This window comes from Microbulbifer maximicatervae (SeqCode) (genome assembly GCF_056232625.1).
Map to the genome: position 1 here is coordinate 918,134 of NZ_CP174324.1, position 24,814 is coordinate 942,947.

General features: G+C 42.6%; 24 protein-coding genes. 17 read left to right on the forward strand and 7 right to left on the reverse strand.

What is annotated here, in order from left to right:
- Positions 1–169: 169 nt before the first annotated feature.
- On the reverse strand, positions 170–997 hold the full coding sequence (locus ACJJI6_RS04035) for a DUF2306 domain-containing protein (protein WP_475712550.1): 828 nt from the start codon (positions 995–997) through the stop codon (positions 170–172).
- A 188-nt stretch (positions 998–1,185) separates the two neighbouring features.
- Between ACJJI6_RS04035 and ACJJI6_RS04040 the strand changes: the two genes are divergently transcribed.
- The 11 genes from ACJJI6_RS04040 to ACJJI6_RS04090 all read left to right on the forward strand — a co-directional run bounded on the left by ACJJI6_RS04040 (position 1,186) and on the right by ACJJI6_RS04090 (position 10,248).
- The gene (locus ACJJI6_RS04040; RefSeq protein WP_475712551.1) at positions 1,186–2,457 is read left to right on the forward strand and encodes a sensor histidine kinase; all 1,272 of its coding nucleotides are present in this window, start codon (positions 1,186–1,188) and stop codon (positions 2,455–2,457) included.
- A complete protein-coding gene (locus ACJJI6_RS04045; RefSeq protein WP_444897063.1) occupies positions 2,457–3,131 on the forward strand; it encodes a response regulator in 675 nt (224 codons plus the stop codon). The genes ACJJI6_RS04040 and ACJJI6_RS04045 overlap by 1 nt, the downstream gene beginning before the upstream one ends.
- Positions 3,118–3,567, forward strand: coding sequence for a hypothetical protein (locus ACJJI6_RS04050; RefSeq protein WP_475712552.1), 450 nt, complete (start codon positions 3,118–3,120; stop codon positions 3,565–3,567). Before ACJJI6_RS04045 ends, ACJJI6_RS04050 begins: the two co-directional genes overlap by 14 nt.
- 395 nt (positions 3,568–3,962) lie before the next feature.
- Positions 3,963–4,274 (forward strand): hypothetical protein, encoded by a 312-nt coding sequence (locus ACJJI6_RS04055; protein WP_475712553.1) that lies wholly within the window; start codon positions 3,963–3,965, stop codon positions 4,272–4,274.
- A gap of 887 nt (positions 4,275–5,161) precedes the next feature.
- A complete protein-coding gene (locus tag ACJJI6_RS04060) occupies positions 5,162–5,761 on the forward strand; it encodes a dihydrofolate reductase family protein (protein WP_444912895.1) in 600 nt (199 codons plus the stop codon).
- Positions 5,762–5,861: 100 nt separating this feature from the next.
- Positions 5,862–6,287: an N-acetyltransferase gene (locus tag ACJJI6_RS04065; RefSeq protein WP_444933029.1), complete on the forward strand. Its 426-nt coding sequence runs from the start codon at positions 5,862–5,864 to the stop codon at positions 6,285–6,287.
- 76 nt (positions 6,288–6,363) lie between these two features.
- Positions 6,364–6,690, forward strand: coding sequence for a hypothetical protein (locus ACJJI6_RS04070; protein WP_475712554.1), 327 nt, complete (start codon positions 6,364–6,366; stop codon positions 6,688–6,690).
- 767 nt (positions 6,691–7,457) lie between these two features.
- Complete coding sequence (locus ACJJI6_RS04075; protein WP_475712555.1) at positions 7,458–8,174, forward strand: hypothetical protein; 717 nt, start codon at positions 7,458–7,460, stop codon at positions 8,172–8,174.
- A gap of 85 nt (positions 8,175–8,259) precedes the next feature.
- Positions 8,260–8,970, forward strand: a complete 711-nt coding sequence (locus ACJJI6_RS04080; protein WP_475712556.1) for a DUF4386 domain-containing protein — start codon at positions 8,260–8,262, stop codon at positions 8,968–8,970.
- Positions 8,971–9,524: 554 nt separating this feature from the next.
- Positions 9,525–9,773: a hypothetical protein gene (locus ACJJI6_RS04085; RefSeq protein ID WP_445359758.1), complete on the forward strand. Its 249-nt coding sequence runs from the start codon at positions 9,525–9,527 to the stop codon at positions 9,771–9,773.
- Between the two features lie 118 nt (positions 9,774–9,891).
- Positions 9,892–10,248 carry a hypothetical protein gene (locus ACJJI6_RS04090; protein WP_444905459.1) on the forward strand — a complete coding sequence of 119 codons (357 nt, stop codon included), beginning with the start codon at positions 9,892–9,894 and terminating at the stop codon, positions 10,246–10,248.
- Positions 10,249–10,445: 197 nt separating this feature from the next.
- On the opposite strand, the gene ACJJI6_RS04095 is transcribed toward ACJJI6_RS04090, so the two are convergent.
- Positions 10,446–11,732, reverse strand: a complete 1,287-nt coding sequence (locus tag ACJJI6_RS04095) for an NRAMP family divalent metal transporter (RefSeq protein ID WP_475712557.1) — start codon at positions 11,730–11,732, stop codon at positions 10,446–10,448.
- A complete protein-coding gene (locus ACJJI6_RS04100) occupies positions 11,704–12,609 on the reverse strand; it encodes a LysR family transcriptional regulator (protein WP_444957496.1) in 906 nt (301 codons plus the stop codon). Before ACJJI6_RS04100 ends, ACJJI6_RS04095 begins: the two co-directional genes overlap by 29 nt.
- 183 nt (positions 12,610–12,792) lie before the next feature.
- Here ACJJI6_RS04100 and ACJJI6_RS04105 point away from each other — a divergent pair, with 183 nt between their 5' ends.
- The 3 genes from ACJJI6_RS04105 to ACJJI6_RS04115 are packed head-to-tail and all read left to right on the forward strand — an operon-like array spanning position 12,793 to position 16,216.
- Positions 12,793–14,460 (forward strand): amidohydrolase family protein, encoded by a 1,668-nt coding sequence (locus tag ACJJI6_RS04105; RefSeq protein WP_475712558.1) that lies wholly within the window; start codon positions 12,793–12,795, stop codon positions 14,458–14,460.
- Positions 14,461–14,478: 18 nt separating this feature from the next.
- Positions 14,479–15,615, forward strand: coding sequence for a dipeptidase (locus ACJJI6_RS04110; RefSeq protein ID WP_475712559.1), 1,137 nt, complete (start codon positions 14,479–14,481; stop codon positions 15,613–15,615).
- Between the two features lie 16 nt (positions 15,616–15,631).
- A complete protein-coding gene (locus ACJJI6_RS04115) occupies positions 15,632–16,216 on the forward strand; it encodes a hypothetical protein (protein ID WP_475712560.1) in 585 nt (194 codons plus the stop codon).
- A gap of 867 nt (positions 16,217–17,083) precedes the next feature.
- On the opposite strand, the gene ACJJI6_RS04120 is transcribed toward ACJJI6_RS04115, so the two are convergent.
- Both ACJJI6_RS04120 and ACJJI6_RS04125 read right to left on the reverse strand, forming a co-directional pair.
- Positions 17,084–17,533 carry a GNAT family N-acetyltransferase gene (locus tag ACJJI6_RS04120; RefSeq protein WP_475712561.1) on the reverse strand — a complete coding sequence of 150 codons (450 nt, stop codon included), beginning with the start codon at positions 17,531–17,533 and terminating at the stop codon, positions 17,084–17,086.
- Between the two features lie 787 nt (positions 17,534–18,320).
- Positions 18,321–18,755 (reverse strand): PACE efflux transporter, encoded by a 435-nt coding sequence (locus ACJJI6_RS04125; protein ID WP_475712562.1) that lies wholly within the window; start codon positions 18,753–18,755, stop codon positions 18,321–18,323.
- Between the two features lie 101 nt (positions 18,756–18,856).
- On the opposite strand from ACJJI6_RS04125, the gene ACJJI6_RS04130 reads away from it, so the two are divergent.
- The gene (locus ACJJI6_RS04130) at positions 18,857–19,762 is read left to right on the forward strand and encodes a LysR family transcriptional regulator (protein ID WP_445359751.1); all 906 of its coding nucleotides are present in this window, start codon (positions 18,857–18,859) and stop codon (positions 19,760–19,762) included.
- Here the strand turns inward: ACJJI6_RS04130 and ACJJI6_RS04135 are convergent.
- Complete coding sequence (locus ACJJI6_RS04135) at positions 19,757–20,638, reverse strand: SDR family oxidoreductase (protein ID WP_445359750.1); 882 nt, start codon at positions 20,636–20,638, stop codon at positions 19,757–19,759. The two genes, ACJJI6_RS04130 and ACJJI6_RS04135, sit on opposite strands and share 6 nt — an antisense overlap.
- Before the next feature lie 655 nt (positions 20,639–21,293).
- Here ACJJI6_RS04135 and ACJJI6_RS04140 point away from each other — a divergent pair.
- Both ACJJI6_RS04140 and ACJJI6_RS04145 read left to right on the forward strand, forming a co-directional pair.
- Complete coding sequence (locus ACJJI6_RS04140; protein WP_475712563.1) at positions 21,294–22,553, forward strand: serine hydrolase domain-containing protein; 1,260 nt, start codon at positions 21,294–21,296, stop codon at positions 22,551–22,553.
- Positions 22,554–23,398: 845 nt separating this feature from the next.
- On the forward strand, positions 23,399–24,034 hold the full coding sequence (locus ACJJI6_RS04145) for a hypothetical protein (RefSeq protein ID WP_475712564.1): 636 nt from the start codon (positions 23,399–23,401) through the stop codon (positions 24,032–24,034).
- 175 nt (positions 24,035–24,209) lie between these two features.
- Here the strand turns inward: ACJJI6_RS04145 and ACJJI6_RS04150 are convergent, their stop codons facing one another.
- Positions 24,210–24,368, reverse strand: a complete 159-nt coding sequence (locus ACJJI6_RS04150; protein ID WP_475713437.1) for a carbon storage regulator — start codon at positions 24,366–24,368, stop codon at positions 24,210–24,212.
- Positions 24,369–24,814: the final 446 nt, after the last annotated feature.

Genomic DNA, 24,814 nt, shown 5'->3' on the forward strand with positions numbered 1-24,814 from the left:
GGTGCCGAGCTGTCAGTACGAGGTAACTCCTCGGATCACACAAATGCATAGTGCCAAAATTAATTTAGTACTCTAGTTTCTAATTCTTCGCTCAGAGCGGGATATCCAAGTCGTGAACCTCTAAAGCCAAATCACCATAAGAAGTTCACGATAACCAACCCAAGTAGCTTTAGATCCGTGGCAGCCACATTCCCATCGTAGCAGCAAAAAGACCAATGGCCATAAACACGGTCAGCGGTACTAATGTACTGACAAACGCAATCTGGGTACCCTGTGCGGCTCCACGCTTTTGACAGTGAAAATACCATTCCAGCATGGCCAGTGGGAGCAGGTATTGGCCGAAGCCCAGTGCATATAGGAAAGGCCCGGTAAAGGATTCCCAGTCAATCCCCCAGCCGCCGGTTAGCATTGCCCAGCCCATCAAGGCTACACGGAAAAACCACACTGCACTTGCTGCCATAAAAAGGCGCAAAGCCCAGCGGCGGTGCTCAGTAATGCGTCTGGCCATCACAGTCTGCACTGCCAGAAAGGCAAATAACAGAATCAGTATGCCGTCCATTGTAATGCTGATCTGCGACACCAGGTTGCCAAAGGTGTGCCGCGTCCAGGTCATGTAGAGCCCCGCAATACTGGCTATGACAGCGGTCAGCAGATAGCTGCGTCCCAGCCAGCGGTGGAAGTTAGGGGCATGGCGCCGCACCGAAGGGATTAGCTGAAGTGGACCACCGCCGATGACAATCGCGGCCAATAGCACGTGGCTCACCGAAGCCAGGTTGCCTAATATATCTCCCTCGCGGAAGCCTGCCGGCAGGTGGAGCCCTTTCAAGCCGTGCACTCCTGATTCGGCAATGGGTGGGTAGAAGACGGCCAGGATATAGGCAAAGAAGATCGCATGGCCGATAGCCGCGATGCAGAACCAGGTTTTTACCGACAGGTTAACTGCCCGCCGGGTATCGAATGGTCGCGGTAGTGTTTGGCTGAGTACAGCGTCGTTCATGGGGTTCTCCAGGCGATTGTGGTCCGTATTGGGTCTGAATGTGCTTGCCGGACATGTTCTGCTTTTTAAGACCTACGCACATCGGCCGCAGGCAGGAATCGAACTCCCCCAAAAGGTGGAGAGCTTGCCGTATCCATCTCCCCTGAAAGTCCCATGACAGCTGGTTGCCCCTGGTTTAGCATGCGGAAATGAAATCTTCGTCCCTAAGTACGCCTGCGCCGAATCCGCCCAATGCCAGCACGGAACTGCCCAAGCTCCCTATGTGGCGGCCCTTACGTGGGCCGTTTGAGCGATGGCCGCACCTGACCGACTTGTTTATTGCGTTGCTTATGTTTTTGCTGACGCTTTTGATGTGGTCGCGCAACGGCTCCCCCGAAGTGCTATCCATGCAGAGCCTGTGGGATGTTGCTGCTTTCCAGTGTGCATTCGTTGGTTCCTTCGCTCTGTTGTGGCGTCGTACCCACCCTTGGCAGGTACAGGCCGTTATTCTCGGCGCAACAATATTGCTGGAGCTGGGTTTGCCGGCAGATGGCATCGTGGCTATGGCGATTTCGCTGTATAGCCTCGGTCATTACGAGGCCAATACCCGGGCCAGCTTTTTTTGGGTTATCGCGACGCTGGTTTTTGTGGCGCTTGATCAGGGTATTCCGGTTCAGCCAACTGCAGCAGGCACAGTAACGGTGATGCTGGTATGGGCGCTGTGGTATATCGGCCGCCGGCTGCGCTTTCGCGGCGAATATCTGCGCTTGTTGGAAGAGAGGGCCAAGTATTTGGAGCGCGAGCGCAATGCCGAATCCGAGCGCGCGGTTGTGGCCGAGCGCACTCGAATCGCCCGTGAAATGCATGATGTGGTGGCGCACCAAGTGAGTCTTATGACTGTGCAGGCCGGTGCCGCCAGAGCTATCAGCCGCAATAACCCGCAAGCTGCTAATGAGGCTATGGCTTCTGTAGAGGCGGCTGGCCGTCAGGCCATGGCAGAAATGCGTCATTTACTCGGTGTACTGCGACCGACTAATAACGACACTGCGCTCACTCCGCAACCAGAACTCGGCGATTTGCCAGATCTGATTGAAAAGGTCCGACAGGTGTTAACCCAGGTTGACTATGAGGCCAACGGTGCACTGGAGAAAGTGCCAACCAGCGTCGCGCTCGCCGCCTATCGCATCGTTCAGGAATCCCTCACCAATGTCATCAAGCACGTCGGTGCCGCAGCGCGAGTGCAAGTGAGTGTACGCGCAGATCACGGCACTCTCACAATTCGAGTGCGCGATGATGGAAATACTCACGGCGAGCGGCCCATGAGGGAAATAGCTATTGATGGGCAGCCAGGCGGTGGGCACGGCATCGCGGGAATGCGCGAGCGCGCGGAACTGCTCGGTGGCTATCTGTATGCGGGTGTAGTCGATGGTGGCGGTTTTGAGGTATATGTACAACTACCTACAGGAATGGTGAAAACATAATGTTGCGAGTGATGGTAGTGGACGACCAGGCTTTGGTGCGACGCGGTTTTGCCCTGATTCTGGATAACCAGCCCGATATCGAGGTGGTCGCCGAGGCCGGTACCGGCGTCGAGGCGATTGAAGCCGCGCGAGTGTACCAGCCGGATATCATCCTAATGGATATCCGTATGCCGGAGATGGACGGGCTGGAATCCACAGCGCGCATCCTGGAAGCTAGTGATGCAACTTGCCGTGTCATTATTTTGACCACGTTCGATCCTGATGAATACGTGTTTCGTGCGCTGCGGGCTGGCGCCAGTGGCTTTGTGCTCAAGGATATTCCCCCAGAGGCGCTGGTACAGGCAGTGCGCACCGTAGCAGAGGGCGGTGCCATGCTTGCACCGGGCATCACCCAACGCTTGATAAGCCAGTTCGCACAGAAACTGGGAACTGGGCGCAACCTGGCAAAGCGGCTGGAGCGCCTGACCACCCGGGAGCGTGAAGTACTGGAAGCCATCGCCGCAGGCAAGAGTAATGCAGAGATTGCCGAGACCCTATTTATTGGCCCTGCTACCGTGAAAACCCACGTTTCCAGTTTGCTGTCAAAATTGGAGGTGCGCGATCGTGCGCAGGCAGTCGTATTCGCCTATGAATGTGGCCTAGCCACCGTGGGGGAGCGTGATGTTGGCTTCTAGATCAAAGCCCGCTTTGCAACGCAATGCACTTTATCGCCTTGCCGCCTGTGGCACTGTGGTTCTGGGGCTGTTCCTCTTCCTTGGAGCCCAGGGCCACTTTGTTGCCATCTGGCCTTTGGTAACCAGCGATGGGACTGGTTTAGCCCGTCGCTTGTTGTTGATGTTACCCGGTGTGATGCTCGCCGGCACGGCGGTGTTGAACCTCCTGCTCTGTAAGCCACTCTGGCAAGAACGTCGCCGTGCCCTCAACGTTACTCTCGCGGTAAATTTGCTTACTACGAGCTATTTGTTCTACCTAATGATACGTGGGGTTCCTAATCACCCTATTGGTATATTTCTCGCATTGGAGATGTCTTTTGTATTATTGCTCCTAGTAACAAGAACTGGACTGGTATGGCCTATGTCAGCAGAACCGCCGGTTGAGATGGACATTTAGTAGCACAAACGCTCGGCGAGTTTCGCTAACATTCAACACCATAAACCTCAAGGTGTTTTATTTAAAAACAACTCCATCGGTTAAATTGGTTTTGGTGGGGCATCACTTTGTTAGATCCATTTCAAATAGACTTGAAGTGAACCCTTCCGATAACTTCATGGCTTTTTTCTAGTGAGAATCCATAACATATTTTTAATAGAGCCTTCCTCAAAAGATACAGACTGAGTAAGGTAACAGAGCTATAGGACTTAGCTAATATCTTTCCTTGAGCATATTTAATTATTCAAGATGATTCCCTACACCTTTTTAAATTTTTTGATTGGTGAGATATTAAATTATGGGGAAGTATGATATATAAACAATACCCTTGAATTATAAGTTCCGCAGAGGAAATTATGAAAAACTTACTTGTTGTTATTATATTTTTAATATCGATTGATTCTTCTGCTTGCGTTGCAGTTGTCGATAGAGGCGAGGTAAAAGTTACAGGTACTTTAAGTAATGTTGAGTTTGGCGGCAATAAAGTCCTAATTCTTACTCCAGAGGTCACCACGGCTGTACTAGGATATGGTCATATAGAAAGTTATCCTGTGATATCTTCATCAGACTTGTCAGAGTATGTTGGAAAGCGCTCCGACTTTCATGGTGAACTCAAGGATGAAGAGGGTACGGTTGTATTTGTATACAGGCGCCACTTTCAATATTAAGAGCGGTGGGTGGATAATTTGCGGAGGCATACTAAGGACGTAAGCCTCGTAGGCTTCAACTATTTCAAGTCTCCAAGTTTTTCTCGCTGGATTGGTATGGGATAGCCGTAAATCTATAGCTCTACTTACGCATCTACTTTTTTACATCGCCATTAATTCTACAATTATCAGATTGCCGTTCTATAGTAAAAAATATAGTAAGGGAACTTAAGTTGTCGGTGAGTTTGCTGGATATCAAATTTGTCACATGTTTGTAATTTAATAGTACAAAACAAACAATTGAGTTCTAATTGTTAATTGGGGCACTTTGTGAACAAAGATGTTTGAATTTCTAGGGGTGATATTTGGAGTTTGGTTTGTTAGTGGGGCAATACTAACCCTCACGTTTTATTCTTACTTAGGGAATATAGACAAGAGAACTCAATCCGAAGCTGTGAAAGAAATATATTTATGTATTAAATATAGATCGGCTAAGCATGGCATTACTCCGGAAACACTTGCGCGTGTTCGGCCGGTTTACTGGATTTATTAAATATCAGGTTGGGTGCTGTTGTTTTTGTTTATAGCTATGATTATCGGAGTATTAATTGTTGCTATTACATAGAAGCGGCTATGGCCGAGAAGTATACGATTAATCCATGTTGCCATCCAATAGATATTTTTTCATTATGCTGTATAAGGTATGCTATCAATGCGTTACTACTTGTACTTGAGGTTCATATCGCTATTGAACTCATGTATGGTAAATGTTTGCCGTGTTTCTTTTTCAAGTTGTAAGTGGTCTTTATAATCCAGCGCTATACTCGCTTCCGGCGTAATCGCGTCTATATAGCTGAGCTTGGCGTTACTCGGCACAAATTATTCGGCTCTTTCGCGAGAATCAACCAATGAGAAACTTAGCCATATTAGTATTTCAAACACTTGACGGAGTAATGCAAGCACCGAGTTTGCCTGAGGAAGATTTTTCAGGTGGCTTTAGTCATGGAGGCTGGGCCAAGGATTATTGGGATGAAGTCATGGAGCAAGTCGGAAGGGAGGCCATGGCGGAACCTTATGATCTGCTATTAGGACGTAATACGTACAATTTATTTGCCACAAGTTTTTCAAATGCCAAACCTGGAAATCCAGCTGCAGACAAACTTAATCAAGCAAAAAAGTATGTCGTAACATCAGGTAGTGATGATCTCACATGGAATAATTCATTCAAGCTAAAGGGGGCAGATGCGGTCGTCGAGATAACCAAAATTAAGAAAATGAATGGGCCTTTACTACAAGTTCATGGAAGTTGGCAGTTGGTGCAGTCACTTCTAAAGCATAACTTGGTAGATGAGCTTAGGCTTTGGACGTTTCCAGTAGTTGTTGGAGAAGGAAAGCGACTGTTCGAAAGTGGTGAAATTTCATCAAAATACAAACTCATCAATTTTGCGAAGTGCCCCTCAGGGGCTTTTATGCATTTTTATAAATCACTAGATGGCAGGGCTATTTAAAGAGCGTTGTTAAATAGAAAACTCACTCATGCGACTATCCTTACTGAGATTGTTGTTGAAATAAAAGCAATATTATCGAATTTGCTGAGAATTTATCAAAATGATTAGGTTATATAACCGTAACGATCTGCCTACTATATTGGATATTTGGTTGCAAGCTTCTATTCAAGCTCATGATTTCATACCTTCAGATTTCTGGGAGGCACAGTTAAGTGATATGAGAGATGTTTACATTCCTACATCGGAGACATATGTTTATGAGATGGAAAGTAAAGCAGTAGGCTTTTACTCACTTAGTGGCGATACGCTTGCAGCTATATTTGTTTCTCCCTCTCTACAGGGAAGAGGAGTAGGCAAACAACTCCTTAACCATGCAAAGTCAAAAAGAGATAGGCTGATACTTTCTGTTTACAAAGAGAACGTTTCTAGCTATCAGTTTTACTTGTCTCAAGAATTTAAAGTAGTAAAAGAACAAAGAGATGAGCATACTGGTCACCCAGAATACTTAATGAGTACAAAAATATAAAAAGGAGTTCAAGTCGGCTTAGCTTCTGTCGTCTAGCGCGACGTTATGCATAAGGCGAGAATAAGATATCTAAAATATGAAACCTGAAGAGAAGAATTGTATAGAGAAAAGAGTCAGGAATAGGATCATAGAGGTTCTAGAACTTTTCTCAGATGAATTTAGATTTGATGTTGCAGTCGGTAACCTTGAATTCTGGGATGATTGGTTTGATGCTAATTCAATAACTCAATTTGATAAAGAGGTATTTGTGAGAGAAGAAATTGAATATTTATTAGTTGTAAATAAATTCTGGGAGAGAGTTCAGTCAGATTCGAAACAGTCCTCTCAAGAGTGGTGTGATCTGCTATTTGAGTCAAAGCATGCTTTAAATATATTCCTCAAGCGTGGTAAATCCCATGAGTAATCCTTAAAATTTATTGCTGCTTACGTCAGCCATAAAGCCTTATTGATGTAAAATTAATAATGCATTAAATATATACTAGCTTTATTCTCTTTGGAAATTTTATCTGATAACTATTCTGCGCGTTGTTGGATGCCGCTCCATAACAAGGCAGCTTTACTTAAAAAGATATTTCTAAAATATAGTTTGTTGTTGATGGAAGTTAAATTATTTTTATAGGTAGCGCTGAAAATATTAGAGAAGAAGTAATCGCAGATACTAATAGGGCTTAGCTATAAATTGCCATGTCTCCAACCCCCACGTACAGTACGTATACAGTAAGCCGTTATCATTAACTGCGTTATAAAGAAATTACCCGTGAAACTTTATGAATAGGAACATGTTATTAGCTATCCTTAATGTGTGACTTAGTAAGTGATTCTTGGTGACGGAATAGAGAGGGAGTACCTATTTGAACTGCTAAAAGACGTCACTTAGGTGGTTTTCCCATCAGAATTTAAGCGCAGCTTCTGTTGTTTCTTGGATAGAATAGATCTTTCCATAAGACGTGGAGCATCGTCATTAAATATAAATTAGGGCAATTTCCGAATTATGAATGTCTCAATTTACATTGAGTGCTGAACGTTTGTGCTAGTTAAAGAGCAATCTTAGTTCCTCTAGATTTTACTTCATCAGACTGGCTAGCTTTGGAATTCTAGAGAAGCGTGATATATAGATGCTTCACTTGAATTAACCGCCAAGAGTTAATAATTGCCACCTAAGGATTAAAAATGACAAAGTACTTGATAGTTATAATTGCGATACTTGTTACAGGTTGCGCTACAGTAGCTACATCTCATCGACCAAGCGATTACTATAAGGCTGGGGGTAATGAAGCGAATAATGAGCCTCTATTTGGCTCCACTGGTGAATCGTTAGGGGATATAGACATAGACCGCATCCTCAACTATGAGTTAAAGCTTCCTGCACAAAATAGAATTGCAATACTTAAGTTGTCCAATGATAGCTACTGGCGCCATTACTCTAATGATTTTACGCAACTAAACGAAACTATTGCTAGGGACTTTGTAGGGCAGTTGAGAGAGTCTGAAAGGGTTTACGATGCTTCATTCTTACCAAGCATGCTCGTTCCAGAGCAACGTACAGTGCCTTATCTTCGAGAAGCTGCTGCACGCTACCAAGCTGATTTACTATTAGCCTACCGTTCAAGTTGCCGTACTTTTGAGAAGTATAAGTTTATTGATCCGAATGAAACAAAGGCATACTGTTCAGTGGAAGTAGTCTTACTTGATGTTCGGTCAGGTATAGTGCCATTTACGGTTGTGTCAAGTAACGAGTTCTCTGCCCGCAAAGAACTCGGTGATACTAATTTCAATGAAACCATAAAGAAGGCAGAGATCGCTGCCGTAGCCGAGTCATTAAAGGATTCCGCAACTCAGCTAACGTCATTTTTAAGCAGTATTGGCACACTGCAGCAAGAACTCTAACAACTATATTCAGGTGGCGCCTGCTTCGCACCTGAAATAAAGATTAGGACTTTCGTCGTATGCGAGAGCCAAAGGATAATTACTGATGGATAATACACAATCATCACTTAGCTTATATGCGAAGTACTTAGGTGCCGCATACTTAATTTATATCGTTTTAGGGGTGCTCAATTCATTACTTGTCAAGAAAGGAATATATGATTTTGCGGCTTTTGCTGAGACAGAGGTGAGGTTCAGGTTCGCTCAGATTATAGATATAGTTATGTTTATCGCCGTTATTTGGGCATCTTGGGCGCAGTACTTGGTTACAAAAACAATTAACAAAAATGTTGCTTTTTTGGCATTGCTTTTTAGGTTTGGAGAAGGGCTTCTTGGCTTTGTAGCAACAATTATTACATTGACGGTTATAGTAGTTTTAAGAAACCAGGAATATTCGAATGTATTTCAAGAAGAGCAGCTACATGCGTTAGCGAGTATATTTGTGAATATGAGTGGTTCGATGTGGGATGTTCTTTTAATTATAATGGGCATAGGCGCTACTATTTTCATGTACTTATTTTACGTTTCAAATTACGTGCCTAGGTGGTTAGTTCTTTGGGGGGCTTTCACGTATATATCGATGGTGGTTTATGGGTTTTCAAATATTTTGTTACTCGAGCCGCCCCAAATATTGAAACACTTCATGCTTCCAGGTGCGTTTTTTGAAATCACATTTGGCCTATGGCTGTTAATCAAAGGAATTAACATCAAACCTAGTTCAGTCGATGCTCCAGGTTTATACAAAAGTAATGTCTGAGTAAGCACTAATGCATGACCGACAAGGCTGTGCAGTTTTTGTACAGTAATCGTATCTTGTTACCAAGCAAAGTTTAATTTCACCAGAGAGGGTTTGGCTAGGGCCTCCTCTCTTGGGGAACTTGCCTTTAATGTCCCATTGTCTAATATTTGGTCGATTCTGATATGGGCATAGATCTCTTTTCTTTGGACGCGGAGGGGTTTGGGGATGCCAAGCCTAACGTGACTTCTTTTCATCTCTATTGTCTTGACTGAGGCATGCTCTCAAACTTTTAGACGTGCGCCAGTAGTGCTCTTTGTGAAATTTGAGCGTAGGTGAGTATTCCTGATTGGGAAAGACTGATAAATTAAGTTTGATGGAGGAATGGGGTACGGGGTCGCAGAATAGGAAAAAGCAAATGCCAAGCTGCAAGAGACTTGGGAATCCCTCTATTTGCTAACTTCTGGGAGTCATCGGGCTGACTAACTTTTAAGTTATGGGAAAGTGTGATATTTAGATTGTGCTATTGAACAAACTGCTATCACTTATAGTGTTTCAATACTGGGATTCAGCTTATGTTTCATTTACTGGATCAAGTCCAATGGCTGTATGAAAAACGGACTGCGAGTTGCCCTCACTGTCGAGCTGCACACGAGGAGCGTAGATTTGATTGCCATATTTGCGGTACTGATTTCAGCAGCGAAGAAATTGAAGCAATGGATGAGCAAAGGATAGAAAATTTCAGGCGTTCGGCAATTTTTGGTTTGCTATTCTTCCCTATTTTTATTGCCTGCTTGATTTTATTAATAGCGAGTTATCGATAGCTTGTGTTGCCGACTTGCTTAAATCTTTGTCGGCCAAAAAAGCTACGTTCTCGACTGAGATTGCCTCTACAGGTTCTGAGTGCTGTTTAGAAGAGAGTGGAATGTCTTTAAGAGATTTATGAATAATTTAGAAAAATTTGGAAAGATTATCTCTCAAGAGTTATGGGATAGATCATTAAATCGATATCTTGACTTAGAGGCAGGAAATCTCAAATCTCCAGAGTTAAAGGAGCTAATATCAAAGCTTAGTGAGTTCACTGAAGAACAAAAAATAGTAATAAGAAAGCTACTTACAGAATGTGTAAATTCTGGAATTCATGGTTTCCTATTTGCTATCGAAGAAGAGAAAGAAGGTATTAGCATAGCAGTAAATGGCCAAATTGCAGCCAATCAGTCAGATGGTTTGAGTGGTGAACTCTATTCTGAGGATGGCTGGCTTGAGAAGTATAGCGAGCATGGACAAAATGGAATTTAACAAGTGACCAGGCCCCTCCACGGTGTCATTTTGTGAATTTTTCAATTCAAAGGGAGTACTCTTATCAGTAAAGTGCTAGAAAAGCTTAAGTTGACGAGTGACTGATGTCTAAGCTTTAGATGGCCTTATATGTTGCGCTCATCCCTGAGCTTATTATCTATAGACTTTTCAAGCTGGCTGATGTTGCACAGGAATAGTTAGTTACTCAAGAAGCGCCAATAAATAAAGTAAAAGCTAAAACCTATCATTAGGCACAGGCAGGCATAAGTGTAAACTAAGTACCATCCCTTTAAGTGATGTTCTCTTGGTACCCATTTCCCGTTCATAACAAGAATGTTGAGTAAAGCAAAGATTGGAGCACAAACGAAAGATAGAGTAGTTACAAAGTCGATTAAGTTCTTTAGCTGGTTGGCAAATAGGGAAATAATAAACCAGCTTATGAGGCTTAGTATAATAAGAGTGGATACGTAGACTCTATTTTCGGGAATCTTAATACTACTCGATGACCTCAAGGCACTTCGCCAAACTTGAGGAAACCCATCGGAGACTGCAAAGGTAGTTGAGAAAAGCGCGATAAAGCAGATAATACTGATTGTTAAATGGCTCCAGTCACCTAGAGATTCGGTATAAATATTGATTAGCTGACCAGCAAATATGCCTGCAGATTGAGATAGTTCAATATCTTTCCCAAACATTACTAATGCGCCTAGCCATACAAATACAATAGCTAGAATCAAGCTGGTGAAATAACCAACCTTAAAGTCAAATACGAGGGATTTCTTGGCAAGCCCTCTATCCGGTCTCTCCTTTATCCTTCGCTCCGACCAAATAGAGTGCCAAACAGAAACTTCAATTGAAGTTGGCATCCATCCGACTAAGGCGACAACAAATGCGATACTCACAGCTGGTGCCATATCGGCTGTTAAATAGGATTTAGAGGGAAGAAGCCCATATTGACTTATTGCGGCAATGAGAGTGATCAAGCTGGCAATAGCCAGAATGAGGACCATCCACTTTAAGCTTTCATTCAGCCATTTAAATTGGCCAGCAATCAATATTGCACATGTAATGACCAAAATGATGGCAGACCACTCTGAAACATTTAAGATATCGCCAAATAAATTGAGAGCTAAAGCAGCTGTGACAATCGTAACCGCAGCTTGAACAAAGAACATTGTTAGAAATGTGAGAGCCATATAACTATAAAAACCAAGTCGACTGTGTTTTTTATAGCCTTCTAACAAACTCTCGCCGGTGATAGCAGCGTACTCTGGTCCGATTTTGAAAAAAGGGTATTTGACTAAATGAGCCAGGAAAATAAAACCAATCAAAGCGAAAGCGTAATCTGCACCTGCGCGAGTAGACTGCACGATATGAGATACGCCAATACTGCTTGCAGCCCAAATGATACCAGGGCCTAGATTTGAGAAAGTACGTTTGAATACATCCATTGAATCAGAACTGCTCGGAATGATTTTGCTCAAAATAGCTCTTAGCCACATCTATAAAGGTTTTAACCTTCAGGGAAAGTTCGCAGCGATGAGGGTAGAGCGCAAAAATAGTTAGTGGCTTTATTGTGAATCTAGGTAGAATCTCAGTGAGCTGGCCAGAGTCGACATAAGATTTGACAGAGTAATAAGGGGCTTGGATTATTCCTTGTCCCTCAGCAGCTGCCTCATTCAATAGCCTCCCATTGTTAGATTGCCAGGCCCAGGGAAGTTTGATTTTTTTTGTTTCTTTTTTGTCTTGAAATAGCCAATGATCCCCTCGAATACTGTGGTTAAAGAAGAGTAATTGATGCTTCTTTAATGACTCTATGCTTTCAGGGAGCCCATTCTTCTCTATGTAAGAGTCACTTGCCCAGAGTGCTAGCTTAGTTTTTGCGATAGATTGGACGATATAGCTAGAGTCTGGCAATTCTGGTGCGATTCTAAAAACGAGATCGATTTTATTATCGAGTAAATCGAGTGGGTCATTGCTGAGATGAAAATCCAAGAATACTTGAGGATATAGATTACGGTAATTGGCAATCAATCCTGAAAAATATTGACTGCCTAGCTCTATACTGGTCGATATCGATAGTCTGCCTCTAGGCTCTTGATTGTATTCTGACATCGCCTGGTCGACGGAGTGGAGTTTTTTTAGTATTGGTGAAACCTGTTTATAGTAATTTTCGCCAGCTTCGGTTATGGATACTTTGCGTGTATTGCGCATTACCAATAGGCAGCCCAGCTCCTCTTCTAACTGCTTAATGTACTTACCGACCATTGCTGCTGAAATGCCGAGCTCGCGAGCAGTAGCTGCAAAGTTTTGCTTTTCGCACACTAAACAGTATGCCTCAAGGGCGTGTAACTTGTTCATTGACTCCCCTGATGGCTAATCCGCTTCTCTTCTTACGGTGGGCATTAGCTGGAGTATACAGACAAACATAATAAACAAATAGTTTATACACTATAAACCAAATCTACATTTAAAGTGCATCCTAAATGACGCAAAATTTTGCTAGTAGATTAAAAGTCCCACGGTCTCACATTAGATAAGTACATGAAAATAAAACAAATTTTTATTCTGGCGGTTCTACACATTGCTACCAGCGGCGTTGTATCAGCAGAGGATGGAAAGCTAGAGCAAGTTTTGCTTATTAACGCCAATATAGTGGACGTTAATGCGCTTAAAGTTGATGAAAACCAGTCGATTCTTATCGAAGGAGATAAGATCAAGAGAATTTCTTCAACGAAAAATCTCTCCAAGGTAAGGGGGGCCAGTGTTGTCGATTTAAAAGGGAAGTTTGTAATCCCTGGCCTGATAGATGCGCATGTCCACCATGCGACAGATCCGGATAGCTGGGATAATTTGTCTATCACTACTGAGCGACTTCGATACCTGCTTCGTGGTGGTGTCACATCTGTGAGAGATATGGGCGGTGATGCACGAGCGTTGGCCTACTTAAAACGTCAAGCAGAGATCGACTCCATCGCTTCGCCAGACATCTACTTTTCAGTCATTATTGGTGGAGAATCCTTCTTCTCGGACCCGAGAACCATTGCCTCAGCTAAAGGGCGTACTCCAGGCCACACAACATGGATGAGAGCGGTAGATCAAAATTCAGATATGGATTCAATAATGCTCCAGGCCATAGGCGCTGGTGCAACAGGCATCAAGATATATGCTGATGTTGAGGCCGAGACGGTGCCATTACTCGCAAGTGCAGCCAAGAAACATGGTTTAAAAGTCTGGTCGCATGCATATATAGGGCCCTCCAAACCTTTGGATGTTGTCAATGCTGGTGTTGAGACTATTTCACATGCCTCAGATATGTCTGCTCAGCTAGTTGATAACTTCAAGGCGTGGCGCAGAAAAACTGCTGAGTTCGATGATTTAACCTGGGAAAAAATGCTGCAAAAAGATAGCTATTTAGACCTTTTTGATGCAATGAAAGAGAACGGTACAATTTTAGATGCGACGCTTACAGTATTTGAAAGAAGGAATACCTTAAACGAAAAGTACAGGCAACTTGATCAGCTCAGTACACAAATGACACAATTTGCCTATCAAAACGGCATCACTATTGCTGCTGGCACGGATGCATTTAGTGACCTTGAAAATGACACTACACCGATGATTCATCATGAGCTTAAGCTGCTCGTAGATGAAATTGGTATGACACCTCTTGAGGCAATTCAAGCTGCAACTATAAATGCTGCGAAAGTGATAGGGATAGAAGGTTCTGTCGGTAGTATTGAAGAGGGAAAGAAAGCAAATATTGTTGTACTTTCAGCAAGTCCCGAAAAGAATATCGAAAATAGCCAATCGATAGCTCATGTGGTTAAGAACGGTCGTTTTATTTTTATTGGCGACGATCCACAGTTGCCTTTCTCCTCTTCACGTGAAGTGAATGGAACCATTTGGTTATCTGGGCAGATCGGTAATTACCCTTCAACATTAACCTTGGCAGGTGAAAGTCTGGAAGCTCAGATGCATCAAACAATGAAGAATATTGGCCAAGTTCTAGAAAGCAAAAACCTGGATTTTGACGATGTGGTTAAGTGTACTTTGATGCTCGCTGATATTGATGATTGGCCAGCGGCGAACGAAGTCTACCTCCAGTACTTCAACGGAAAGAAACCTGCGAGGAGTGCTTTTGCAGCGAGCGGCCTGGCACTTGATGCAAAAGCTGAGGTGGAGTGTATAGCTTCACGAAGCGCTGATTAATTCTGGAGTGGGGGACTTATGAACGATATAAATAGAAGAGCACTGATTAAATCTCTAGTATCAGGTAGTGTTGGTTCATACTTGGCCATTAACTCGGGTATATTAAATGCCTTTTCTGGAGTTGATGCAGGAAAATCAACCTGGAATCAATACGGTTCATCGATTGTAATTGATGGCCTCAGCGGAGCATTCTCACTCAGGGAGCCAGTCTCTGAAGAAGTCCTGGGAATATTCAAGAACTCGGGGATTAGTGCCTTGAATATGACAGTCCCCTATCCAGGTGATGACTATACAGAGACTTTAAGGAAGGTTGAAAAAACCAAATCTATCATCGAACAGAACTCAAACTACTTAAGCTTAATCAATTCTGCACCAGATATCCTGAAAGCGAAGCAGGAGAGTAAGCTCGGTATCATAATGGGATTCCAATCAACTGAAATGCTTGATGAGTCACTTTCAGGTATTTCAGAATTCGCCAAAATGGGCGTCAAGATAATGCAGGTATCCTACAATGGGCCCTCTATCCTTGGTAGCGGCGGTCTCGTTAAGGAGGATACAGGGATAACTCCTCTTGGTAAGAAAGCCATAGAGATTATGGAGGCGGAGAAGGTTTTGATCGACCTCTCGCATTCTGGAAAGAAGACAGTGTCTAGTGCAATCAGTCAATCAAAAAGACCGATTGTGATCTCTCATACTGGCTGCAACGCAATTTATGACCACCCTAGGAATAATGACGATACCGAATTAAAAGCTGCTGCAGACACCGGTGGCTTGGTTGGAATCTATTTAATGCCATTTTTGGAGGGTGGGGAGCATGAAATAAAGGCCGATGTGGTGATAGAACATATACTGCATGCCTATAAAGTATGTGGTGAAGATCATATTGCCATAGGTAGTGACCAAGGCGTAGTGCCGGTCAATGATGGCCCTGAGTATCGAGAAAGTATCCGTAAGGAAGTTGAGCGTCGTATTGCGGCTGGAATTTCTGCGCCCGGAGAAACGCCAAGTCGTCCACCGTTTATTCCTGAGCTGAACTCTGAGCGGCGGATGGAGCTTATTGCCTATAGGCTAAGCCAAAAGGGAATTCCTGATCGAGTGGTAGAAAAAATAATTGGTAAAAACTGGTTGCGTGTTTTTGCTTCTGTATGGAATTAAAGGAAAGTAAGATTAAATGGATAATTATCTAAAGCTTGATGGCGTTCTAATTCGATTGGTTGCTTGTATTACTCTCCTATTTTCACCTTTGCTTTTTGCTGAAGGACTTAGTACTTATTCTGAATTCCCAAAGAGTTCAAAGACTGAAGTGATTCCTTTCCCGATCGAATTTGCTTCAGATATCACCTTGAATGGTGTTGAAGAGCTTGTGTTTCTGCCTGGTATGTATAAACAAGAAAAAGAGGATTTCTTTAGTTATGCTTTTTCATGGACTCACAAGCCAGAGAAAAACCAAGTTTTTGGGAAGGTCGAAATCCAGGATTTTATAGCCTCCTACTATAGGGGGTTGTACAAGGCCGTCACTCAAGGCAAAGAATATGAGCCGGCTATTACAATTGAATGGGATGATAGCAAGTATACTGGTCAGATAAAGTGGATTGAGCCATTTGTAACCAATAAAGAGCAGACCCTTTACTTTAAAGGCAATCAAGTTAACTGTGAAAAAACTGATGAGCTTCGTTGGTACTTTATTGTTTCTCCACAAAATTCCTCTCACCCTGTATGGGCGGAACTCCAGTCGATAAAACCCAAAAACTGTTAGTGATAGAATCCAGTTGCTATCAACATTTATAAATTACATTGCCTTGGGGGCATAGAACTCGTACAGTTTATGCCCCTTGGTTTCAAGTAAGAAGTGCAATTCCCTTATGCCGGGGTTCCTTAGAGCTGCTGTGTTCCAGAGATTAATCAGTGGTTAGATAAGTTATTCCATATAAATTCATTTACGCTTTCTCTTACTGTAGGATTTCTCATGAATATAGTCTTTCAGTCTCATAGCCGAATCATCCATACTTTCAAATAAAACATATTCGCGTAATCCTGCTTTTAGGCAGAGCGTATTGAATTTTGCGGCTGGTATTTGCCTGGTTTTCATAATATAGCTGGAAATATACAGGTCTTTTATCCCCCATTTTAATCTGCAAATGGGTTTCCACCTCCATGGAATTAGACCTCTCATGAATACAACCTGTCTATTAAAGTCTATTTTGGTCTGCATAGGAAAAAGAAGCCCCTTTAGACCAACTAAGGCGGAAAACAATATGGGAGATACGCAAAGAACAACCCACTCAGGACCGAAATCTATAGTGAGGCTAGCTATATATAAAATTAGCAGGCTTAAACCCGCTAAACAAGTAAATATTTGTAAATATGAATTCCTAATAATGATTACTGTGCCATCAGCAATGATACATTTTTTTGATAAATTCATGATCTTAAAACTACTAAGATTTAAAGTGTAAAGTCTTCTGCAAAAGATTTTTAGCCATTTCTACTCGTAAATAGACATAAGTAGCTGACCCGATTAGGCCTGCCACTATGTTTTAACGGGTTATAAATTCGCTGGACAATTTTAACTTGCTAAACGTGTGTTATACATCTTTGTGATATTAGTACCGAATGCTTGTCCTTAAGCATAATGCAGCTCCATAATCGTCTCATCGAATTCATCCTGATCTACGATTTTAAATCCAAAACGCTCGAAAAAGGGTTTCATGATATCATGTCCTTCAACGTAACAGATGGATATAGAGTTAAAGCCTTTAAGTTTCTTTATTTCTGCTAAAACAAGTTCCACTGCAGCAGAACCATAGCCTTGACCTTGCAAGTTAATATCGATCAATAATTGATCTATAAAGATCTCGTTTGGCTTTCCGTTGTTGTGATTTGGGTAGTATTGGATGAATCCAATTGGTTTATTCCCAAGATAAATACCTCGATTGATATAATGATCATAAAACTTAGATGCGGCAATAGCCTCTGATGGGAGAGCCGCGAACCTTTCCTGTTCTTTTGTAATATCAAGATCAATCATATCGACCCAGTTATCTTTTGTTATTTCACGTAAATTAACGTCCAATGATTATTTCCTTTTTACGTTCAATAGGGGAACCAATATAATTTCGCAGAGATGGAATACAGAGTGGAGAATACTTCTGTTTTACCCCCGAATTTTGATCAAACGGCCAGATTTCATTATATGGGCTAAATACTTTCTTTGGCTATTAGATTTTTCGGAAGCCTTACCATTCAACTTAAAATTATCACAAGTCCTAAATCAATTTGTTTGAATAAGTATCAGTCCTGTGCCTGCTACATTAGGTTAGTGTCCAGAATTTCTGTTAACTGTCAGATCAATCCTGAACCACTTCACTTAAAAAGAGGTCACATCCAATCGATATGCTTAGTTTTAGTAGGCACGTATCTTACTTGATGTGCTTCCCCTGGCATCTTCAAAACCATTAATAAGCATATAGCCAGAAAATTTGTTAAAGAGTTAATGGATGTTGGCATTATCCTGTATGTAGTAGCCTTGAGTTGGGGGCTCCTGCTTGCTTAGAGGATGGTATTGGTTATTTTCAAATATTTAGCTGTGGATTTGAGTTTGGTTTCGATGCTGAACCATCGGCATCCGGTACAAAAATTGACTCTGTCATTGGTAATTGGGAAGTTAAAAGGCACCTTAAATTGCAATATTTATCTACCAAATCCGATCAATACAAAGAACTGCTAACAAATTTAAAGTGTATTTGTATTGAGCAAAACACATAGCAAAGGCATGCGTCTGGCTTTCGTCGGGTGACTCCGACGTAGTGTATCTTAATTGGTACCAACATTTGACCTAAAACAGACTGCTTAGCAGATCTTCAGCGTTTGTGTGCAGTAACTTGAAACGAGCTATGGAGCCTATCAAACCAATAGTTGAATACATAGGTATATATCACGATGTAAATCACCATGACTATCTCAAGCATAAATGCTTCTAGGATAGTCAGATTAAAGCTCCAGGCGATTACTGGCAACGTCAGTACCAACATACCCCCTTCAAACAATAACGCATGCATGGCTCTAACGATAAATGTCTTCTCAGGGTTTTTACGTATATTCAATAAGTACCAGTCAAAGGCGTGATTGAAAACCATATTCCAGACCAGTGCAAACAGTGATAGTCCAGCAGCAAGTACTAGCGATTGGTGTACCTCCAGATCAAACACTGGCACCACCAGTAAGCCACCTGTCAGCAGCAGAAAAAACTCGTAGGAAACCGCATGGAATAAACGATTCTTCAATGATTTAGTCATCAGCCATACTCACTCTGGTTGAGAAAATATGCCTGAATGATATATAGTTATTTTAGGTGGGATAAGTTAGATACTATACCTTAAACAGATAGGTTGGGCGCGTGGCAGTTTCTATTGAGCAACTGGAAGCATTTGTAGCAACCGAGCAGGCTGGCTCGTTCTCAGCGGCTGCACGTAAATGTGGAAAGGCGCAGTCGGTAATCAGCTCACTGGTATCGAACCTGGAGGTTGACTTGGGAGTCAATCTATTTGATCGAAGTCAACGATACCCGCGATTGACGGACGCTGGTGAGTCACTGCTGGAACGCGCACGGAATCTTATCGAGCAACGCGAGCGTTTGATGGCGATCGCACAGGGGTTGTCTCTGGATGTCGAGGCCCGGTTGACGTTAGCTATTGCCCAGCATGTGCGGATTAAAAACCTGGGTGGACTCTTTCAAGAGTTTCAGACCAAATATCCAAATGTTCAAATTACGCTCAGAGCGGGAAGTGTTCAGGATGTACAGACCTGGGTCGAACGGGATGTGGCCCAACTCGGGATTATTACGCAGCAAGAAGATGTGCCCACTGGGTACGATTTCAGAGCCCTGGGCCATCTGATGCTCACTGGCGTCGCCTGTGCTGAGCACCCGATAGCACAACTTACTGAAGTAACCTGGGAAGACCTGAAACAATACCGACAAATCTTATTGCAGGAGTTTGAGATATCCAGCCAAACTCGCTGGCTGGTGTCTCCCGACGTGTGGAGTGTGTCACGTGTCGATGATGCACTTGACCTTGTCGACGCCAATTTGGGCTGGGCAGTATTGCCACTACACGTGGTTGCGAAGGGGATAGCGGCGAAAAAACTGATACAGCTCCCTCTGGTATTTGAGCAGGAGAAAGAGCTGTCACACGGCGTAGATATTATCTGGTCCAGTAAGCGTCCACTGGGTCCTGCAGCCACTGACTTGATGAAGCGGCTGAGCACAGAGGACGCAATACTGAACAAGGATCAGTCGCTATGAAGCGTTTGACAGATCTCGGGCAAAATCTGTGATAGTTGTATCTGGCTTACCTAACACCTGCCAAGTTTTTTGACTCACTGGTTGCTCCTTTAGCTGTTCTACGTAAGTCAGCATATGTTCCATAAATACTGCCTGCTCCTCGGGCAGTCCCATTTCTGCAATGGCCGCGATAGGGTGAACGGCAATTTCTGTTCCCGGAGAATATGCCTCTACAAACGTTCTGGCCGCCTCTGGTAAAGACATCCCCTCAGTACCCTGAACTGAAAAACTCTGGTTGTAGGCCATCTCATTCCCGATAGCATTACCGATCATCTCTGCCAGATCTGTTGTATTGGTGTAGTAGATAGGGTGGACATGATCGCCGATGATAGAAAATTGGTCGTTCTCGATGAATGTGGGGAAAGAATCCAGGAAGAATGAACAGAAGAAGAAAGTGAAATTAATGCCCGAATTGCTAATGGCCTCTATGCCCGGTTTACGGATTACATTGGTCTTGTACTCAAGCCCCTTGCCCGCAAACTCTGGGTGGAGATAATCAATACCAGCAATCTGCATGATGTGTTGCACACCATTGATCTTTGCAGCCTCCACGATATTAATCACACCTTCACGCTCACTATGAAAGGGTAAAGTCGGGTCGAGTGACGTGGTATTCAGGGTGATATAAAGTGTTTTGGTACCAACTAGTGCAGACACAAGGTTCTCTTTATCCGAGACATCTGCCTCGATAAGCTGGATACTCTCTGGGAGGATAGTGCGAGCACTAATTACGTCCCTCACGATCGCAGTTACCTTTACACCTTTATGATCCAGTTTTCGTGCTACCTGACGACCTAAATGGCCTGTGGCGCCAATAATCGTAATAGTTTTCTGCATGGTTCAACCTTTAAAGCAATGAAAGAGGTAGCCCATACTTTGCCCAAGAGATAGAAACTCTTACAGTTATGTTCCATCTATCAAATAGATACTACAGCAGGGCTCTCTAGTCCTACTTTTTGTTCATGATTGATACGCACGTAGATGTCTCCTCGATAGATGACAAGGGGTTATGGGTGGGAGGCATAACTTAAGATGCTGAAAAAATTGTCGATTTTGCTCCGTTTTTAAGGTATTGATGACAGTTTACTTCTATGAGTACTAAAGTCTTATTCGCTTCTCCATTTGGTGAGTATTCAGAATTATCACGATAAGTAAGACTCTAGTATCAATTTTTAGTCTAGGGATAGAAATACCCTTCGGCTACTCCTTTTTGTCCTTCAGAAGCCACACCTGTAAAGTTGATAATGTTGGATAAGTCAACTAATAATTATCAAATCTTTAAAATGAAAGCATGTGAGTCTTTAAACAGAGGTCTTAATTAGTGATATATTCAATAGTTGAGAGACGCTCTTGTGCGACTATTCTCCATAAAATCGATAAAAATAAGAGGTAACATGAAAAAGTTAATATTCGGTGTAGTTCTGTCAGCTTTTAGTTTAAATGTATCATTTGCAGATATGTTGGAAGTTGAACAAAAAATTATGAAACTATTTTGGCAGAAAATATTGATATAGATGAGCCTGGTGTGGCCGTTATTGTTAGTAAAGATGGACGAGTGGTTTTCAAGGGGGCTCGTGGCCTTGCAAACTTAGAACACAATATACCTTTAACAACTGACAGTATTTTTCGCTTGGGCTCTTTAACTAAGCAGTTTACTGCAGCAGCAATAATGATACTGCAAGAGCAAAATAAACTTTCATTAAAGGATAATATTCACAAATATGTATCGGATTTTCCAACCGAAGGTAACGATGTAACTATTGAGCACCTATTGACCCATACTTCTGGTATTGCAAATTATACTGAAGATGAGGAGATTTTTGCTAAAGAAATACAGGTGCCGACCACCATAGATGATATGCTGATTCGGTTTTCCAAGCACCCAATGAAGTTTAAACCAGGCGAGCAAATGCGTTATTCGAATACGGGCTACGTTCTTCTGGGGAAAATCATCGAAGTTGCTAGTGGGCACTCATATGCTGATTTTATCAATGAAAATATTTTTAAGAAAATCGGTATGAAATCTAGTCACTATGGTGGATCTAAGATTATTCATAATAGAGCTAATGGCTATGATATGTCGCCCAGTGGTGTAGTTAATGCCATGTATATTGACATGATGTGGCCTCATGCCGCAGGAGCTCTTTTGTCTACTGTGGAAGATCTGAATGTGTGGTTTACAGCACTTCGTAATGGTGCGCTTGTATCAAATGCTAGCTATCAAAAAATGACTGAGCCGTTTAAATTAAGCGATGGCTCAGTATCAAATTATGGTTATGGATTAGGCATCGGAAAGATTAATCAACATGTTGTTATTGCACACAGTGGCGGTATTCCTGGTTTTGCTACCGATGCATTTTATATTCCATCAGAAGATCTATATATTGCTGTTTTAAGTAATTTCAGCGGCACTAATCCAAACTTAATTAGTAAGCTTTTGGCAGCTGAAGTGCTTGATATACACGTTCCCAAGTTTGAGCCATTCAAATTAAATGAAAGAAAAGTTAAGAGCTTCTTGGGAGATTACAAGGTGGATGAAAGCACCGTCCGAACCTTGTCTATGGAAAATGAAAAAGTTTATTATCATAGAAATGATGGGCCAAAGTTTGAAATTATTCCGATGTCTGAGAATAGCTTCTATTTTGAAAACACATTGACTTATATTGTCATTGATGAGGATGAAGAAGGTAAGCAGCTAAAGAAATTTTATAGCGATCTTGCTGTATCTCCACAACACGCAACCAAGCTATAGTAGTTTTTTACACCCTTTCTCAGGTGAGTGAAGAGAGGGTGTAGTTTTTTCAAAGTAGATCTTAATAACGGAAAGTTTACTTTGGAGGTCTTAGAAATTCTGTGATGGTTCTAGATATCCCAACAAATGATACCTGAGATCTCCATAGCGACATTATGGTGATATTCAGGAGCTGTCTAATAAGATCTCACCTTGTATTGATGTGAAGCCTCGGAATTACCTGGGGCCGCTTCTCGAATAATCTGAACCAACGCCTTCCGCAGCCTGTATTTTGTACAATTTTGATGCACATATAGATCCTCTTACTAGGATTGAGAGAGGGTTGGGAGTGTATGTATCTATCTTTACTCGATTGCCTTCTACTACCAGCACTCTGATTGGGACACTTGTTCCAATTCTTGGGTTTGGCTGTTTCAATGCTTTGTGGTTAACCTATTTGCTTCACGATGATTCCCAGGCCGTGGGTGGTATTCCTTAATGGACGAGTTTGGTAAGTGACGCTTTTCGGATTGAGAAGGTTTGTGGCGGAGCAGAATAGGGGGCTAGTCCCCCGGAGCTAGCGAACCGAATTAACTTGTTGAACTTACATCGTCTTGTTAGTTTCAATAGAAATTCTCTCATATGGCTACTGCTGTCCTTCTCGCCACTCTATTAGGTGGGGGGCAGAATTGTTGACCCTAATTTTGAGGGATAATAGGGATTCCCAACTGCCACGTATGCCGCAGGCAAGTATTTTGTGATGGCAGGTTTTAATAAGTGATTCTTGTGGATAAATATCAGGTTGTAGATTAAAAATACGTACTTCTAAATTGATAAATCTATACCAATAAAAAGAGAGAATCTATATGAGTAATAAAGTTTATTTGTATGTCGCAAGCCTATTTTTCTTTATGTTGGTAGGCTGCGCTGCCCCCACCTATAAACCGAATTTAAATGAAGCTGGGGAAATATCAGACGATATCGCCCTCGTAGTGTTAACTCATGGAAGAAAGGACAAAGGAATAGGGGGTGTTTTTGTGAGCTATGATTTACTCCGCCTTGATGATAATAATCAGCTAGAAAAGGTGGCTTTCCTTCAAGCCGAAAAAGTTCGCCTATATAGGCCCACGGGTGATTTAGATAAAGGCTACTATGGCTTTATGCATATATTGGAAGTTCCTGAAGGAATCTATTACTTATCGGGTCGTAGTGGACGCGGTTATAACTCAATGGTCGCGGGAGGCGGGATGTTTGTTTCGCTCCCAGATAGCAATGAAGAAACCCCAATTATGATGAAGATAGAGCTGGAGGGAGGAAAGCTAAACTACCTAGGAGAAATCGTAGCTTTGGATAAGCCATTGATTAATGAGAATGTAGTACTTGCTAATAGATGGGATAGGGACGTCAATACTGCGAAAAAAATGATTCCAGGACTAGAAGAGTTTGAAGTTGTCTACTACCAACCCCTGAAAGTGGATGCAGATAAAACGAATAGCCCCTAGTTTTACCTTGAGTTCTACCTTGTGTTCGCATGAAATTTCCCATTCAGGTAGAAGCTGAGCAATGCATTAGAGCGATGACCACAGATGTACATTTTGCCGTCCAAAAGGTCAGCTACCACAGGAGTGATTGCACAGGTGGTAGCCTCCTTCCTTGGAGAGCCTATCCTCAACGCCTTCAATTGCCTAATTTGTGCTCTCTTTTAATGCGCATATAGATCTCTTCACGATGGACGGGGAGGGATTTTGGGGTTTGGATGTCTATCTGCCCTTGATTGCCTTTCACTTCCAGGGCTGTAGTTGAGATGCCTTTTCCAATTCTAAGACTCTCGTCGATTTAGCGAACCTACTTACTTCCTGAAAATACTCAAACCGTGGATGGGTATTCCTTGATGGGGAGCTAGGTAAGTTGCACTTTTGAGATGGGAAACGGTTGTGGTGGTGCGGAATAGGGAGGAGGGGTAGTCTTCCTGAGTTCGTATTTCACTACAAGGTGTTGAATTTAAATTACTTTTATAGTTCCAATACTAATTTTTTCATTGTGCTGCAGTTGCCCTGCCAGCCTCTCAGTTCAGTGGGTGTCGAGAATTGTATTGAGGTGCTGCAATCAAACCTCTACCTGAGCATTCCATCAGAGAGGTTTCCTGTAAGCTGGTACTATAGTTTGGCTCCAGTGATTTCACTTTAAATCAACAAGCTCTACAAGCCTACTGCACTATTGTGAGGATCAATAAGAGAGTTGATCGGTGGTGAAAGTATGGTATTTTGCCCTGTCAATTTATT